Raw genomic sequence first — 15,204 nt, 5'->3', positions numbered from 1 at the left:
CGCCAGACGGCGCTGGCGCCGTGGACGCGACGTCCTTGCTGGCGTCGCAACAGGAGTTGCCTCTTGGGTCAGAATGCTCTTGATCACCCGGATGGCCGTGATCGTTGCGGTTGCCGTCGGAAGACATGGATTGACCTCAGGATTCATTGATTCCACATTGACATAGCCCCTACAGTAACTAGAGCTTCAAGGGCAACAAGTGGATATTCGTCCAGCAAGAAAGGCGCCCTGCGGAGGCTTGAAGCTAGCCGCCCCCTTGAAACGACGCGGTTGGAGCAACGCTTGCCGGTACGAAGCGATCAGAATGAGTGAGGTAGACATGCAGAAACGAAACGCGCCGATTATCGCAGCGACATTGGTGCTTGCTGGCTGCGCGGTGCCAACGCTGGACGACGGCGGCGCTCGCAACGAAGTGGGAAGTGTTCCCGAGGCCGTCATTGCCCTTGCTGCGCCTGGTCAGGATCTCACCACGGCGCGGCTTCGTCCCGAGGATGGCTGTTATTGGTATGAACACAGCGGTCCGGTGGAAAACACCTTGGTTCCGCTACGCTCGGCAGGTGGCAACCCCATCTGCACTTCGCGCCAGTCCTGATCAGCCCATAGATGCGTCAAGCCCACGCGTAACACATGATGCGCCAGTCAACTTCTCGGGGTGACGCTGTCTTCCGCCGAGTACAGGAATGCCGTCGAGCCAATCTCGACGTTGGGATAGAGATCATTGATGTGTGCCATGACCATTCGGACGCAGCCGGAACTCGCACGGCCGCCAATGCTTCTTGGATACGGTGTCCCGTGAATCCTTAGATAGGTGTCTCGGTCGCCGACGAAGAGATAGAGGGCTCGCGATCCGAGCGCGTTTTCAGGTCCGGGTTCCATACCGTCAGCGATATCGGCGTAAAGCTCTGGGTCGCGGTCGATCATGTTTTGTGTCGGCTGCCAATGCGGCCACCTGACCTTGCGCTTGATCGTATAGGTGCCCGGTTCGTAAAGTTTACCGCGCGCGATCGCCACGCCATAGCGCATCGCCGTGCCGCCTTCTTCGATGTGGTAGAGATAGCGCGCAACAGCATCGACATGGATATCACCGGGTACAAGTCCGTCCTTCGCGAGGACCCGCTGTGGCAGGAAGCGAGGGTGAAGGCCCCAAGGGTTGGACGTGGCCGGGTCGTAGCCGGGAGGTGTAACCTGTGCGTCCCAAGCTGCCTTCTGCGCATCGGTAGGCCACGTGTCTGCAAGGAGCGGGCTGGATATCGATGCCGAAAACAGCGCGGTGGTCGTCTGGATGAAATGTCGTCTTGTCAGCATATAGATTGCTCCGTTCACGCATTGGACGGCAAACCGAACCTTACCCCGAACGCAGTGTTGTTCGCCCGGGAAGGAGTGAGGCGTTATTGGCAACTTGCTCCATGGTGCCGTTCTTTGTCGGTGGCTTAACTCCTAAAGCTACTAGAGGTTCAAGAAAATTTTCTGTTATCAATAGACGCTGCTACTAATGGAGCTATCCGATCCGTCCCAGAACCGGAAATACGTCGAGCATCCAGTATGACAGCGCGCTCAACTGCCCTGTCATCATCGCCAGCCCCATCAAGATCATCACTATGCCCGCAAGCTGGTGGAGGCGGCGGCCAACCCGGCCGATGGCCCGCAACCGTCCCGCGATCTGGTCGGTGAATCCGGCCACGATCAGAAACGGTATTCCAAGGCCGGCGGAATAGACGGCAAGCAGCATGATACCTTCGCCCATCGTGGCACTCGCCGCACTGGCTGTCAGGATCGCGCCGAGGATCGGGCCGATGCACGGAGTCCAGCCGAAACCGAAGGCAAGACCGAGGACATAGGACGCAGCGGGTTGGCCCCCGGGGATGTTGAGATTGAATCGGAAGTCGCGTTCCATGACCGAAACACGCGCGGCTCCTATCATGAAGAGCCCGAAGAAAATGATGATGCCGCCCCCAACGAGGTTGAGTTCATACCGCCACCGAAGCAGGGCCTGACCCATTGCAGTCGCGGATGCGCCAAGTCCCATGAAGATGGTGGAGAAGCCGAGGACAAAACACAGGCTCAGCCAGACCGCGCGCGACGGCGAAGCGCCGACCACCCCGCCCTCAGCGGCTGTGCGCCCGGTTACGTAGGAGACATAACCTGGCACAAGAGGTAGCACGCAGGGGGACAGAAATGATATCGTGCCGGCTAGGAGGGCGGCGGTGAGGGCGCGCGCCAAGTGATGTCTTCGTCGACCCAGATCAGCAGGGACCCCCGCTTGCGCAGCGATGCGTTGTAGCTGGACCAGTTGGTCGTACGATAGCGGGCGGGAGATGGGTTGCTCATGGAATGCGGCTAACAGCATGGGTTCGCGAAGGGAATCCTGAGGCGTCAGACTTGTACAACAACGCCCCGTATCATCGACCTAGTGGTGCCCACATGGCAGGCTATTTCAATGGATAGATTTTTCTCTATCAGTATGCCCGCGGCTCAGTTTGTTAGAAATGTCCTGCTGTTCAGCTTCGCTGCATTACTGCCGGTCCTGTTGTTCTACGTCTTACTGGCTCCGGGCTTTGCTCCGGCTCTTGCTGCCGGCGGACCGGCACTCATGCGCTTACTAAGGCAGGTTGCGACCAACGGTTTGCCCGTGGTTTTTGCCGTCAACTATGTCAGTTTTTTCCTTTTCGCTATGACAAAGCAACCAAAGGCGGGCTCAAGAGACACGGCGTTTTTCGTGCTGGTCGATGTCTTGCTCAGAGCCCTTCTCTTTCCAGGTCTCCACGTGCTGATATACGTTCTATCTGCCGACTGGTTCGGGTCATTCGGCGGCAATCGTTCAACCGCTTTGGCGGTTGTATCCCCGACTCTTGCGCGTTCGGCGTTTTTCGAGAACATCTCCGGCGTTTACCTCTATGCGACTATGATAAGCGCGTTGCCGCTCTACGTCTCGGCTTTCGGGCGGTCGGAATTTCTTGGACCGGTTGTACGTCGCTTGCCCATGAACACGGGCGTGATGCTGCTTGCCCTGGCTGCGTTTGCCTTGTCGGTCGGGCTGATCACGATCGGCGCACAAGGCATCGCATCTCTTCAGGCCAGGTGATGGCAGGCTAATCACCGTGGGCGTGGGCGGGGGCGGGGGCGACTTGCGGTGCCACCCATTGCGACAAGTAAACGCGCTCGAAGGCGAACACAGCGATCATCCCGACAGCGGCGTAGAGAACGATCATCGGGTCGCTTTGAAGCTTCATCACGGTGAAAGCTGCCAGTACTATCGCATCGAGCGCCAGGGCAGTCAAAAGCACGATACCGAAGGCGCCGACGTCTGCTCGACGATAGCGGAACACGCCCCAATGTATGATCATGTCCATGACGAGGTAAAAGAAAGCACCGAGGGATGCGATCCGGCCTAAATCAAAGAGCACGGCCAACGTCGCGGCGATGACGACAGTATAGACCAGGGTGTGGCGTTGGATGGGACCTGGCATACCGAAGTGGCTGTGCGGGATCATTTCCATGTCGGTCAGCATCGCCAGCATACGCGACACCGCGAAGACGCTGGCCAGAACGCCGGACGCCGTTGCGACAGCGGCCAGGATCACCGTGAGTATGAAGCCGGTTTGTCCAAGGGCGGGCTGCGCCGCTTGTGCCAGCGAATAGTCACGCGCTGAGATGATCTCCTCGATCGTGAGACTCGAACCGACCCCGTAGGCGACCAACAGGTAGACGACGACGCAGATTCCGATAGAGAACATGATCGCTCGGCCAACATTGCGATTTGGTTCAGTGATCTCGGCTCCGCTGTTGGTGATCGTGGTGAATCCCTTGAACGCAAGGATGGCCAGCGCCGTAGAGGCGATGAACCCCGTGAGCCCGTAGGATTGTGAGGTCTCGGACGCCGCGGCGAACGCAAAACCACTGGACCACAGGGCCGCGATGCCAAACAGAGCTATGCCTCCGATCTTGATCGCGGCCATGATCAACGAGAACAGCCCGACCGAGCGGTTTCCGGCCATGTTCACCAAAAAGGCGAAAACGATCACGGCCACAGCCAGAGCGGGGACCAATGGGCCACCTTCGATATCGAAAGGGCGCAGGACATAGGTGGCGAAGGTTCGCGCGACGAGGCTTTCCGCGATCACCATGCTGAGCGCCATCAGCAGTGCGGCCCCGCCCGCGATGGCTCCGGGGCCATAGCATTTCTGCAGGATCATGGCGATGCCACCCGAGGACGGCCATTTGTTCGACATCCTGATGTAGCTGTAGGCGCTGAAGCTTGTGACGACCGCGCCGGCGATGAATGCAAGCGGGAAAAGCGGGCCGGCGAGCTGCGCGATTTGCCCCGTCAACGCAAAGATTCCAGCGCCGATCATCACGCCTGTCCCCATCGCAACGGCTCCGCCCAGACTGATGGAATTTTCGCGGTACGTTTCTTTTTCGCTCTGCATAAATGGCCCCCTTTTAATTTTGGTTCATCCGAACGCTGTTGCGCGCTTCTAGATACGAACGCCGCGAAGGCGCAGCGAATTGAGCACCACCGAGATTGACGACGCGCTCATGGCGAAGGCAGCAAACATCGGACTGATGAGGATGCCAAAGAAGGGAAACAGAACTCCCGCCGCGACCGGCACGCCGGAGGCGTTGTAGATCAGCGCGAAGAACAGGTTCTGGCGGATGTTGCGCATCGTGGCCCGGGCGAGCCGCCGCGCACGCACGATACCATCAAGGTTGCCCTTGACCAGCGTGACGCCCGCGCTTTCGATGGCCACATCGGCGCCGGTGCCCATGGCGATGCCGACATCGGCCTGCGCGAGCGCGGGGGCGTCGTTGACGCCATCCCCGGCCATGGCGACCTTGTGGCCCGCCTCTTGCAACTCAAGGATGATCCGCGCCTTGTCCTCCGGCAGCACGTCGGCCCGGATCTCATCGATTCCGAGCCGCGTGCCGATGGCCTTGGCCGTGCGTTCGTTGTCGCCGGTCGCCATGATGACGCGGAACCCCAGTTCATGCAGATCCTCGATGGCTTCTGGCGTGGTCTCCTTCACTGGGTCGGCGACAGCAACTAGACCGGCGATCTCGCCATCCAGCACAACGAACATGACCGTCTCGCCTTCGTCGCGGCGGGCATTGGCCTTGGCGGTCAACGCGCCCGCCTCGAGCCCCAATTCGCGGATCATCGCCAAATTGCCGAGCGCGACCGCTTTGCCGTCAACGACCCCCTTGACGCCCTTGCCAGTGACCGCCTCGAAGTCCCGTGCCTCGTCCATTTTGACATCTCGCTCCTCCGCACCCCTGACGATCGCTTCGGCCAAGGGGTGCTCCGATCCGCGCTCAAGCGATGCGGCGAGACGCAAGACCTCGGCTTCGTCGTGGCCGGGTTGCGGGAGTACGTCGACAAGCCGCGGCTTGCCTTCGGTCAACGTGCCGGTCTTGTCGACGATCAGGGTATCGACTTTCTCGAACCGCTCCAGCGCCTCGGCGTTCTTGATCAGCACCCCTGCCTGAGCGCCCCGTCCTGTCGCTGTCATGATCGACATCGGTGTCGCCAGGCCAAGCGCACAAGGACAGGCGATGATCAGAACCGCCACCGCCGAAATCAATGCGTAGGAAAGCGCAGGCGCGGGCCCCCAGATCGCCCAGGCGATGAAGGACAGGACCGCGATACCGATGACGGCCGGAACGAAATATCCCGCCACCTTGTCGGCGTATTTCTGGATCGGGGCGCGCGAGCGCTGCGCGTTCGACACCATCTCGACAATTTGAGCCAGCATCGTGTCGGACCCGACACGCGTCGCCTCCATCACCAGACTGCCGGTGCCATTGATCGTCGCGCCGGTCAGCGGGTCGCCCTCGGTCTTCTCGACCGGCACGGGTTCACCGGAGATCATGCTTTCGTCGACCGAGGACCGGCCGTCCAGAACCACGCCATCGACCGGCACCTTGTCACCGGGCCGCACGCGCAGCCGGTCCCCGACTTGCACGTCCTCCAGCGGGATTTCCTCCTCGGATCCGTCGTCCCGGATGACCCGCGCGGTCTTTGCCGCCATGTCGAGAAGCGCGCGGATCGCCTTGCCGGTCCCCTCGCGGGCGCGTAGTTCCATCACCTGGCCGAGCAGCACCAGCGTCACGATCACCGCCGCCGCCTCGAAATAGACGCCGACATGGCCTTCGGAGTCTCGGAACCCATCAGGGAATATGTCCGGTGCGAGAACGGCAACGACGCTGAAGAGCCAGGCGGCAAGAACGCCCATGCCGATCAGGGAGAACATGTTGAGGTTCAATGTGCGGAACGAAATCCATCCGCGTTCCAGAAACGGCCAGCCGCACCACAAGACCACTGGCGTTGCCAGGATCAATTCGATCCATTGTGTGGTGCTTTCGCCAAAAAAAGTCCGGACTGCGGGGAAACCGACGAATGGCCCCATCGTGAGGACAAGGAGCGGGATCGTCAGGACTGTGCCGACCCAGAACCGCCGTGTGAAATCCACCAGTTCGGGGTTTGGACCTTCATCGCCCGGCACACCGGATTCCAGTTCCAATCCCATACCACAGATCGGACACGCGCCCGGATCAGGCTGCCGCACCTGAGGGTGCATCGGGCAGGTGAAAATGGGACCATCATGTCCTGTAGGAACCAGATCATATCGGCCATCGGCCGGCGTGGCACCCGCGTGGTGTTCGTGATGATCATGTGCTGAATGGACCTCGAGCTCCGATTCCGGCACGAGGTGCATCCCGCATTTCGGACAATTGCCGGGCTCGTCCTGCCGCACCTCAGGGTGCATGGGGCAAACGAATACCGAAGAAGCTGCTGTGGTTTCAGAACTGTCGGGAGTGCTCATTTTGCGGTCCTTTCCGAGAATGCTTCTCTTGCCTAGGGCTTCCATCCGCGGGAGGGTCAAGAGAGATCAGTACGGCGATTACATTGCGGCTCTGCGGGGTGGCGCTGTCCGGCCCCGTTCCCGCCGGGCGAACACGATCAACGCCAGCCCGACCAGCGCCATTGGCATGGAGAGCAACTGGCCCATGGTCAAACCCCACTCACCAAAATGAAGCGCATGGCCGATCGGGTTGTCCGCCGTCACAAATTGTTGGTCCGGTTGCCGGAACATCTCGACGAAACTTCGGGCAAGACCATAGCCGGTCAGAAACACGCCAGCCAAGGCACCGGGCATTTTCAGCCAGCCCCGGCCCCAAGCGAGATAAATGAGCAGTATTCCAAGAATGAGCCCCTCCAATACCGCCTCGTACAGCTGGGACGGGTGTCGGGCGCAGAGGCCGCTAACCCCTGGGCAGGCCTGCGCGACTTCGCCGGGAAAGATCACCGCCCAGGGAACGTCCGTTGGACGCCCCCACAACTCATTGTTGGTGAAGTTCGCCAGCCTTCCAAGAAACAAGCCTGGTGGTGTTGCCAAAGCCAGCAAGTCGCCAGTGCTGAGCAATGACGCGTTCTGTCTAAGGCAGAACAGCAAGGCCGCGATGACAACTCCCGCGAACCCCCCGTGGAAAGACATGCCGCCTTGCCAGACCATCAGAATTTCCAAGGGATTGGCGAGATAATATGCGGGCTGGTAGAACAGTACAAAGCCCAGGCGACCACCAGCAATCACGCCGATGATGATCCACGTCAGAAGATCTTCGATCTGCGTTCGGTCAAGCGGCGGTCCAGCTGACGTCCAGAGCGCGGGACGGCTTATGGCACTCGAACAAATGCGCCAGCCAATCAGGATACCGAAGATATAGGCTAGCGCGTACCAGCGGAGTGCGAATGTGACCCCCCCGATGTCGAAGGAGAAGAGGTCGGTTCCAATATCCGGAAATGGCAATCCCGCTGGCAGCACTGGGTGAGTTCCTCATCAGGAATTTACGTGGGGATTAGATGGCATTGATCGAGCACCGCTAAAGGCGCTCGATCTGCGACAGGGCATCCAACGCCCATCCCGCCATCACGCGGTGTCGAGGGCGTCCCGAAGGAGATCGCGGACTTCGCCGGCGACCGCGTCCAGGTCTTGGTTCTGCACCGCCTGCATCGAAGCGACAGGATCGACCGCGCTGACCTCGGTGTCGCCGTCCAGTTGCCGCAGGATAACATTGCAGGGAAGCATCGCACCGATGCGAGGCTCGATCTCGATGGCTTTGTGCGCCATGCCCGGATTACAGGCCCCCAAGATGCGGTAAGGCGGCATGTCCGCATCAAGTTTCTTTTTCATCGTCGCTTTGACGTCAATCTCAGTCAGAACGCCGAAGCCCTTGTCTGCCAAAGCATCCCGAACACGCATCTCTGCGTCATCGATTTTGGTGTCTTTCAGGACGCGATCATAGGTATAGGCCATGGGAATTTTCCTTTCCGTGTCTCTATTTGTTGGCATACCGAGGCTAAACGGTTCAGGTCGCGGTTCGGTTCAATGTCCCGACCGCGAATGGTTTTGGGGTTGTGAGGACGGGTGCCGGAAAAAAACCGGCACCCATTGGCTCAGTTGTCCTGCATCATGGAGCCGTTGCCCATGCCCTGACCGTTGCCAGGCCGCGCAGGCGCATCTGCCATATTCGACCGCATCATCTGCATCCGCTCCATCCTATCGGCAGGAGCGGCCATCTCTTCCGGCGTCACCGCGCCGTCGCCATCGGCATCGAGGTGTTGGAAGCGATCCACCATCATTTCGCGGATCATCGCGCTGTGGAGAGCTTCAAACTCGGTAATCGAGAGGCTTCCATCCCCGTCGCTGTCAAACTCGGAAAGCTTGGCCTGCAGCTGCGTGCGCATTTCTTCCGGCGTCGTTGTGCCGTCTCCATCAGTGTCGAACATTTGCATCATGCCGCCAGCCATGCCTGGGCTCATCATACCACTGCCCATGCCTGCGCCCATCATGCCTGCGCCCATCATGTTTCCGTGCATGCGCTTCATCATGTCCATCATTCCGCCCATGTTCCCCATCATACCGGGACCACCGTTCTGCATCATGCCTGGTCCGCTCTGGGCGCCAAATTGTCCCCCACGCCCGTGGTTGGCGTCCGCGAATGCGGCACCGCCAAGGGCGGTTGCAGCCAGGGTCATTGCAGCGAGTAAAGTGTTGCGTTTCATTTCGATCACCTCGTGTCAGTGTTGCGATACCCAGCATATGGGGGGCACCTGCAGATGCGGAATGCCACGCGAGCCGGTGTTTTGTATCGCGAGGTCACAAAGGCGGGGTCTGTTACAAATTGCGACAAATCAATTCGGGGCGAACGCTCCTCTTCATCTGAAACATGCGATATCCAGAAAAAAAGGTGTCGAGGATCCGTATACCAACCGAAACCGAACCCATGTTTCGGTAGAGGTGAAATCCGGAAGAGTTGATGTCGAGATTGCTAGAGGCCCTGAATATCCCGAAAATTCAATCATTCAACCCATGGCAGGAGGCTGCAGGGTGCTCTTTTTGAACCGCATTTTCTCAGTTCTAACCTTGGTAATTTTGGCGGGGTGCGGTGCAGGAAACGACATGCGCCCGGATGCTTCAGCCGAAGTCATCAGTAGCGCATCCTACCGTCACGATGGACCGGCCGCGCTGACGTTGTACACCATGATCAACAACAGGTCCGGGGCGGGTGCGCATAGCAGCGTCATGATTAATGGGTCGCAGCGTGTTATCTTCGATCCGGCAGGAACGGTCCGGCTGAGCGCTGTACCGGAACGGGGAGATGTGCTTTATGGCATTACTCCACAAGTGGCCGATTTTTATGCGCGGGCTCATGCTCGCGAGACCTACCATGTCGTCATACAAGAGATCGATGTGTCTCCCGAAGTCGCGGAGCAGGCTTTGCGCCTTGCAATTGCCAGCGGCCCAGCCGCTTCCGGTTTTTGTAGTGCCAGTACCTCCGCGGTACTCAGACAATTACCAGGATTTGAATCCATCGGACGCACATTTTTTCCAAAGCGCCTGATGGCGGATTTTGGCAAGTTGCCGGGCGTGCGAACCACAAAGCTGTTCGAGAACGATGAGGACGACAAATCCGTAGCGATCGCACAGTTCGAAAGTTCACTTGCGACACAGCCGTGAGTGTTCGTCCAACAATTCATTGGAAGATGTCCCTGCACGACGCAGTCCTCGGCGTGTGAGCCAAAGATGCAATAGGTTAGCTTCGAGCGGTAACGCTGTCTTCGGCCGAGTAAAGGAACGCCGTCGATCCGACAGCGACATTCGGATAGAGATCATTGATGTGGGCCATCACCATGCGCACGCATCCCGAACTGGCCCGGCCGCCAATGCTGCGAGGGCTCGGCGTTCCGTGAATTCGAAGGTACGTATCCCGATCTCCGACGAATAGATACAAAGCCCTGCTGCCCAAGGCATTGTTGGGGCCGGGCTCCATACCGTCGGCAAACCGCTCGTAAGCCTCCGGATCGCGTTCGATCATTGACTGCGTTGGCGTCCAGTGCGGCCATTCGACCTTTCGGCGGATCGTATAGGTGCCGGGTTCATAGAGATCGCCCTTGGCAATCGCCACCCCGTATCGCATCGCGGTGCCACCTTCCTCGATATGGTACAGATAGCGCGCGATCGCATCGACGTGAATGTCACCCGGGCGCAAACCGTCATTCGCCAAAACGCGTTGCGGCAGCAGCCTGGGATGCAGCCCCCATGGGTTGGTTGTTGCCGGGTCATAGTTGGCGGGCGTGATCTGCGCATCCCAAGCTGCTTTTTCGGCTGTTGACGGCCAGGTCTTAGCGAATGCTGGCGAACTCAGAGACGCTGAAAACAGCGAGCCGGAAAGTGCAAGGAAGTGTCGTCTTGTAACCATGAAGCGAAGCCCTTTGTTTGTTTTCGATGAATGCGGGACGATTCAAGAAACGTCCGCGACCCCATGCCACCGAACCTTTTGATGTCTTGCGATCGCGACCAACCAGAGGCAAGCAAGGACACCGCTTAGGATCGCGTTCCAACTGGCCATGGACAACGTCAGAAATTCCCAGACAACCTCACTGCACAGAACAAGATTGGACGTATTTGAACTGGCAGAGGGCAGCAATTCCGATACCGACATTTGGGAAACATCGAGGCCGGATCCCGTGCAAGAAGTCGGTCCCTCCCACCAGCCGCGCTCGACACCGGTATGAAACACTCCCAACGCGGATGTGCTGAGTACCGACAGGGCACCGATTATCAGGATTGGCAAAATCGGCAGAGCAAAGAGCAACAGAGCGCCCATTCCAATGGCGATTGCGTGTGGGTAGCGTTGCCAGATGCACATTGCGCACGGCGCGTACCCAAGAGCCTGGAAAACGAAGGCCCCCAACAGCAAGGCGGCTGATCCTGCCGCCGCAGTCATGCCGAGAGATTTTGGTGTCAGGGTCAATGAACGCTCCCATTGGCAGTCGATGGACCTGTTTCTCGCTTGTCAGGTTACGTAGACGGCGAAAGGCCTGTTATCATTCAGAGATTTGTAACGGTATGTATCCGTCTCGACCCTCAGCCGACTCTGATCCACGTTGCCATACCGTCGGCTTGGTGGCTCAACATGTGGCAATGCAGCATCCACGATCCCGGATTGTCCAGGACGACGAGAATATCCCGCGTCTCGCCGGTATCCAGATAGGTCGAGTCCCGGTATGGACCGGCTTCACCCGCCGCATCGAGTTCCCAGAAATGGTGGCCATGCAGATGCATGACGTGTGGGAACCCGGTTTCGTTGCGGATCGAAATGCGCGCGGTCGTCCCCTGCGCGGCGGATAGGAAAGGCCTTCGAGGCAGGCCGGATACGTCATTGAGCGCCCATGTCCCTGTGCCGTTGTGGGACGCGCTTCCCGCACCTCCCTGGAGCACCAGCTCCGCGGTTTGGCCGGGGTCTTTCGGGGCGGGCATTCGGTTGGCGGGCAATGCGGTGATGGGCGCTTTCGCGGGCTCACGGGAACCGGAAACAGCGATTTCGCCAAGGCTCAACGTCTGTTCTCCAAAGCTGTCGTCGAATCTAATAGGCCCGGTCGCATCACCAATCACATCGCATCTTTGCCCCGGAGCGAGAAGGATCGGTTCGAGCGTCCGAGGATGCGCCAGAGGCATGCCATCCAGTGCAACGATCTTGCCTATCAAACCATCCAGGCCGACACGGTACACCCTGTCGATAGAGGGATTTATGAGACGCAGTCGCAGACGGTCGCCTCGTTTCACAGTCTTGCCGGTTCCATTGAAAACAAGTGCCGTGACCGTATTGCCGATACGGCCCTCGGTTGCGAAGTGGGCCGGGTTGAACGCTTCGTCGTACTGCCCGGACTGATCCAGCAAGACATCGAAGAACTGAACAACGATGTCATGGTCGACAGCCGGCGCATTTTGCTCCTCGACGATGAAGGCGCCGAAAAGACCGCGGCTGACCTGATCGTAAGACAGGTAATGCGAGTGATACCAATACGTGCCGGCATCCGGGACGCCGAATTGATAACGATACGAGTCGCCCGGAATGACCACATCCTGAGTGAGGACGTTGACACCATCCATCCGATTTGGAACCCGCAACCCATGCCAGTGAACGAGAGCGCCCTCCTCCAATCGGTTATCGAGGGTAATGCGGGCGGTTTGTCCTTGTCGCATTCTGACTTCTGGGCCCGGCAGACCACCGTTGAAGCCCAACATCGACACGTCGTACCCAGCAAGGTGCGCCTTGATCGATTGGGGCGCGAGGATCAACTCGTGTGTCGCTGCTGGCAAGCGGGTACCAGCCAGCGCAACGGTCATCCCGCCAAGGAAAGACCTCCGGCTCAAAGACAATTCCGTCACCTCATGAATGATAGACTGGCTTTCGCCAACTGCCGCACTTGTGCCATTTCCGGAAGAGGAACTTCAAGGCGACAGAACACTCCTCACGCCGTTGTCACTTTGGGATACAGGAAGACGCGGGCGCCGATTTCAACGCGTTCGTACAGATCCTTCACATGTTCATTCGTCAACCGCGCGCATCCATTCGACACGGCAGACCCAATTGTCTCCGGGGCGTTCGTTCCATGAATGCGAAGATAGGTATCGCGTCCCTCGGCATCGTAGAGATAGAGCGCGCGGGCCCCGAGCGGGTTGTTTGGCCCGCCTTTCAGTCCATCCTTGTACTTTGCGTATTTGCGTGGCTCGCGCCGGATCATGGCGTTCGTTGGCCGCCACCATGGCCATTTGGCCTTGCGCGCTACCGTGAACTCTCCGGGTTCGTACAAACCTTTGCGCCCTACCCCGACCCCGTAGCGGATCGCCATCCCGTCCTCGAGCATGAAATAAAGGAAAAAATCGTCGGGAACGACGTGGACATCGCCTTTAACCCAGTCACCACGACGGGTGTTTACCAATTGTGGTTCGAACCGTTCGGGCAATTTGACTTTGTGGGCCCAGGCAGTTGTGGGCAGAAAGCAACCCATCGCTCCGGCACAAATCAATTCTCGTCTCGTGAAATTCTGCATGGCGCGATCTCCTCGGACCCATGAAAATTCAGTGCGCGTCAGGGGCAAAGAAAAGAAGCCGTGAACCGGGGCAAACGACGCGCCTTTGTTGCCTTGAAACTACGAAAATTCGTGCTTTTGGAACTCTCCAGCGCTGGAATGTTGTTGTTTTACAGAGAACTGCAAGGAGGTGACTGGAAATGCACTACTCACGATTCTTTATGATGATCGGAACATCGACCGTGGTCATGTTCGTTCTGATGTACCTGAACACCTATCTTTGGGGCCATATCTTCTTTTCGGAGACACGCCTTTACATGGCCATCCTGATGGGGGCGACCATGGCCGTGATCATGTTGGCGTACATGTTGTCCATGTATCAGAACACCAAAGCCAACATCGCGATTTTCGTTGGCGCAATAGTCCTTTTCGCGGCGAGCCTCTGGCTGGTTCGCGGGCAATTCACGGTGCAGGACAGGTCCTACATGCGCGCCATGATCCCGCACCACTCGATCGCCATCATGACGTCGACTCGTGCCGAGATCACCGACCCGCGCGTCCGGGGGCTCGCAGACGACATTATCTATGCGCAGGACAAGGAAATCGCCGAAATGCGCTACCTTATTGCTGACATTGGAGCAAACGGCGAAGCATCGGCCACGCGAAGCGAAACGCCGGCGCAGGTTGTGGATGCGCAACAGGCGCTTCAAACGGAGGTCGTGTCGAAGGTCGATCCTGAGTTTCTGACGGAAGACGAAATCGCTGCGGTGTTCCCGAATGGCGGAAATTGCCGCTTTGCTTACACCTCGGACAGTCCGGCTGTACTGGTGACTGGTGAAACCGGCGAAGGGTCTGCCGCCGCAATGAAGATCAGCGGTGATCTGGTGCGCCTGAATGCGCAGGGCGAAAATGCATTTTCTGAAGGCCCGCTGTCGGCCGAGATCGCAGAGACGAACGGTGACCTGACCGATCTGATCGTCAGCGCGGGAACCGACTACGAAGCCGGGTTCCGTGGTCAACTTACGTGCAGCGGATAAGGAGGAAAGGACATGCCCCGCGACACAGACAGTAAATCCGCGCAGCTTTATCGCATGGTCATGCCGGGCCATGTCTGCCCCTACGGTCTGAAATCGAAAGACCTGCTGGAGCGGCAAGGCTTCGAGGTGGAAGACCATCCGCTTGACACCCGTGAAGACACCGATGCTTTCATGGAGAAGCACGGGGTCGAGACGACGCCGCAGACTTTCATCGGGGACGAACGGATCGGCGGTTACGACGATCTCAGGGTGTTTTTCGACATTGACCCACCCGAGGAAGAGCAAAGCGACACGACCTACCAGCCGGTCATCGCGATCTTTTCCGTTGCCGCGCTGTTGGCATTGGGCCTGTCTTGGCACCAGTACGGGTCGGTCCTTACCTTGCGGGGGTTCGAATGGTTCATTTCGCTGTCCATGACCATTCTCGCGATCCAGAAATTGCAGGATGTCGAAGGGTTTTCGACGATGTTCCTCAACTACGATCTGCTGGCGCGCAAATGGGTGCGATACGGCAAGGTCTACCCGTTCGGCGAAGCGTTGGCAGGTGTCCTGATGACTGCCGGCGCGCTGCTGTGGCTCTCGGCGCCTGTCGCCCTGTTTATCGGCACGGTCGGCGCTGTCAGCGTGTTCAAGGCTGTTTATATCGACAAGAGAGAGCTGAAATGCGCCTGCGTCGGCGGTGACAGTTCCGTCCCGCTGGGGTTCATTTCGCTGACGGAAAACCTGATGATGATCTTCATGGGTATCTGGATGCCGGTCCGCGCGATCTGGTTCTGAGGTACAGCCCCTTCT

General features: G+C 58.7%; 16 protein-coding genes and 1 pseudogene. 5 read left to right on the top strand and 12 right to left on the bottom strand.

Annotated elements, in window-relative coordinates; all coding sequences use genetic code 11:
* Positions 1 to 304 precede the first annotated feature (304 nt).
* The gene (locus I6N89_RS22115; RefSeq protein ID WP_369817429.1) at positions 305 to 592 is read left to right on the top strand and encodes a hypothetical protein; all 288 of its coding nucleotides are present in this window, start codon (positions 305 to 307) and stop codon (positions 590 to 592) included.
* 47 nt (positions 593 to 639) lie between these two features.
* Here the strand turns inward: I6N89_RS22115 and I6N89_RS22110 are convergent, their stop codons facing one another.
* The 3 genes and pseudogenes from I6N89_RS22110 to I6N89_RS22100 form a co-directional block, all read right to left on the bottom strand.
* Positions 640 to 1,305: a L,D-transpeptidase gene (locus tag I6N89_RS22110; RefSeq protein WP_007803448.1), complete on the bottom strand. Its 666-nt coding sequence runs from the start codon at positions 1,303 to 1,305 to the stop codon at positions 640 to 642.
* Between the two features lie 193 nt (positions 1,306 to 1,498).
* The gene (locus I6N89_RS22105; protein ID WP_007803446.1) at positions 1,499 to 2,221 is read right to left on the bottom strand and encodes a cytochrome c biogenesis CcdA family protein; all 723 of its coding nucleotides are present in this window, start codon (positions 2,219 to 2,221) and stop codon (positions 1,499 to 1,501) included.
* A pseudogene (locus I6N89_RS22100) lies at positions 2,209 to 2,328 on the bottom strand (IS5/IS1182 family transposase); the annotation flags it as partial. The gene I6N89_RS22105 and the pseudogene I6N89_RS22100, both read right to left, overlap by 13 nt.
* A 109-nt stretch (positions 2,329 to 2,437) precedes the next feature.
* Between I6N89_RS22100 and I6N89_RS22095 the strand changes: the two are divergent.
* A complete protein-coding gene (locus I6N89_RS22095) occupies positions 2,438 to 3,082 on the top strand; it encodes a hypothetical protein (RefSeq protein WP_007803445.1) in 645 nt (214 codons plus the stop codon).
* 7 nt (positions 3,083 to 3,089) lie between these two features.
* Here I6N89_RS22095 and I6N89_RS22090 read toward each other — a convergent pair whose 3' ends face one another.
* The 5 genes from I6N89_RS22090 to I6N89_RS22070 all read right to left on the bottom strand — a co-directional run bounded on the left by I6N89_RS22090 (position 3,090) and on the right by I6N89_RS22070 (position 9,061).
* Positions 3,090 to 4,427: an APC family permease gene (locus tag I6N89_RS22090; RefSeq protein WP_007803442.1), complete on the bottom strand. Its 1,338-nt coding sequence runs from the start codon at positions 4,425 to 4,427 to the stop codon at positions 3,090 to 3,092.
* Between the two features lie 48 nt (positions 4,428 to 4,475).
* Positions 4,476 to 6,821, bottom strand: a complete 2,346-nt coding sequence (locus tag I6N89_RS22085) for a copper-transporting P-type ATPase (protein ID WP_012187177.1) — start codon at positions 6,819 to 6,821, stop codon at positions 4,476 to 4,478.
* Between the two features lie 78 nt (positions 6,822 to 6,899).
* Positions 6,900 to 7,820, bottom strand: a complete 921-nt coding sequence (lgt, locus tag I6N89_RS22080; protein ID WP_007803438.1) for a prolipoprotein diacylglyceryl transferase — start codon at positions 7,818 to 7,820, stop codon at positions 6,900 to 6,902.
* A 105-nt stretch (positions 7,821 to 7,925) separates the two neighbouring features.
* A complete protein-coding gene (locus tag I6N89_RS22075) occupies positions 7,926 to 8,312 on the bottom strand; it encodes a DUF302 domain-containing protein (RefSeq protein ID WP_007803435.1) in 387 nt (128 codons plus the stop codon).
* 140 nt (positions 8,313 to 8,452) lie between these two features.
* Positions 8,453 to 9,061, bottom strand: coding sequence for an EF-hand domain-containing protein (locus I6N89_RS22070; protein ID WP_012187178.1), 609 nt, complete (start codon positions 9,059 to 9,061; stop codon positions 8,453 to 8,455).
* A 397-nt stretch (positions 9,062 to 9,458) separates the two neighbouring features.
* Between I6N89_RS22070 and I6N89_RS25850 the strand changes: the two genes are divergently transcribed.
* Positions 9,459 to 10,016, top strand: a complete 558-nt coding sequence (locus I6N89_RS25850) for a hypothetical protein (RefSeq protein WP_012187179.1) — start codon at positions 9,459 to 9,461, stop codon at positions 10,014 to 10,016.
* Between the two features lie 76 nt (positions 10,017 to 10,092).
* On the opposite strand, the gene I6N89_RS22060 is transcribed toward I6N89_RS25850, so the two are convergent.
* The 4 genes from I6N89_RS22060 to I6N89_RS25720 form a co-directional block, all read right to left on the bottom strand.
* On the bottom strand, positions 10,093 to 10,758 hold the full coding sequence (locus tag I6N89_RS22060; RefSeq protein ID WP_012187180.1) for a L,D-transpeptidase: 666 nt from the start codon (positions 10,756 to 10,758) through the stop codon (positions 10,093 to 10,095).
* Between the two features lie 42 nt (positions 10,759 to 10,800).
* Positions 10,801 to 11,286, bottom strand: a complete 486-nt coding sequence (locus tag I6N89_RS22055; protein WP_008327308.1) for a disulfide bond formation protein B — start codon at positions 11,284 to 11,286, stop codon at positions 10,801 to 10,803.
* Positions 11,287 to 11,426: 140 nt separating this feature from the next.
* Positions 11,427 to 12,689 (bottom strand): multicopper oxidase family protein, encoded by a 1,263-nt coding sequence (locus I6N89_RS22050; protein ID WP_007803424.1) that lies wholly within the window; start codon positions 12,687 to 12,689, stop codon positions 11,427 to 11,429.
* 125 nt (positions 12,690 to 12,814) lie between these two features.
* Positions 12,815 to 13,396, bottom strand: a complete 582-nt coding sequence (locus I6N89_RS25720) for a L,D-transpeptidase (RefSeq protein WP_012187183.1) — start codon at positions 13,394 to 13,396, stop codon at positions 12,815 to 12,817.
* Between the two features lie 179 nt (positions 13,397 to 13,575).
* Here I6N89_RS25720 and I6N89_RS22040 point away from each other — a divergent pair, with 179 nt between their 5' ends.
* Together I6N89_RS22040 and I6N89_RS22035 are read left to right on the top strand one after the other, a co-directional pair.
* Positions 13,576 to 14,412 (top strand): DUF305 domain-containing protein, encoded by an 837-nt coding sequence (locus I6N89_RS22040; protein ID WP_012187184.1) that lies wholly within the window; start codon positions 13,576 to 13,578, stop codon positions 14,410 to 14,412.
* 12 nt (positions 14,413 to 14,424) lie between these two features.
* A complete protein-coding gene (locus tag I6N89_RS22035; protein ID WP_012187037.1) occupies positions 14,425 to 15,189 on the top strand; it encodes a MauE/DoxX family redox-associated membrane protein in 765 nt (254 codons plus the stop codon).
* The last annotated feature ends 15 nt before the right edge of the window (positions 15,190 to 15,204 follow it).

Origin of the sequence: Salipiger abyssi, assembly GCF_017311415.1 — a bacterium.
GTDB classification, from domain to species: domain Bacteria; phylum Pseudomonadota; class Alphaproteobacteria; order Rhodobacterales; family Rhodobacteraceae; genus Salipiger; species Salipiger abyssi_A.
This window is presented reverse-complemented; position numbering and strand designations above follow the sequence as displayed.

Bases quoted from the DNA above. Each gene is read 5' to 3' on its own strand.
- I6N89_RS22115 (WP_369817429.1), top strand. From the start codon at position 305: ATGAGTGAGGTAGACATGCAGAAACGAAACGCGCCGATTATCGCAGCG.
- I6N89_RS22110 (WP_007803448.1), bottom strand. From the start codon at position 1,305: ATGCTGACAAGACGACATTTCATCCAGACGACCACCGCGCTGTTTTCG.
- I6N89_RS22095 (WP_007803445.1), top strand. From the start codon at position 2,438: ATGGATAGATTTTTCTCTATCAGTATGCCCGCGGCTCAGTTTGTTAGA.
- I6N89_RS22090 (WP_007803442.1), bottom strand. From the start codon at position 4,427: ATGCAGAGCGAAAAAGAAACGTACCGCGAAAATTCCATCAGTCTGGGC.
- I6N89_RS22085 (WP_012187177.1), bottom strand. From the start codon at position 6,821: ATGAGCACTCCCGACAGTTCTGAAACCACAGCAGCTTCTTCGGTATTC.
- I6N89_RS22075 (WP_007803435.1), bottom strand. From the start codon at position 8,312: ATGGCCTATACCTATGATCGCGTCCTGAAAGACACCAAAATCGATGAC.
- I6N89_RS22070 (WP_012187178.1), bottom strand. From the start codon at position 9,061: ATGAAACGCAACACTTTACTCGCTGCAATGACCCTGGCTGCAACCGCC.
- I6N89_RS25850 (WP_012187179.1), top strand. From the start codon at position 9,459: ATGCGCCCGGATGCTTCAGCCGAAGTCATCAGTAGCGCATCCTACCGT.
- I6N89_RS22060 (WP_012187180.1), bottom strand. From the start codon at position 10,758: ATGGTTACAAGACGACACTTCCTTGCACTTTCCGGCTCGCTGTTTTCA.
- I6N89_RS22055 (WP_008327308.1), bottom strand. From the start codon at position 11,286: ATGACTGCGGCGGCAGGATCAGCCGCCTTGCTGTTGGGGGCCTTCGTT.
- I6N89_RS22050 (WP_007803424.1), bottom strand. From the start codon at position 12,689: ATGACCGTTGCGCTGGCTGGTACCCGCTTGCCAGCAGCGACACACGAG.
- I6N89_RS25720 (WP_012187183.1), bottom strand. From the start codon at position 13,396: ATGCAGAATTTCACGAGACGAGAATTGATTTGTGCCGGAGCGATGGGT.
- I6N89_RS22040 (WP_012187184.1), top strand. From the start codon at position 13,576: ATGCACTACTCACGATTCTTTATGATGATCGGAACATCGACCGTGGTC.
- I6N89_RS22035 (WP_012187037.1), top strand. From the start codon at position 14,425: ATGCCCCGCGACACAGACAGTAAATCCGCGCAGCTTTATCGCATGGTC.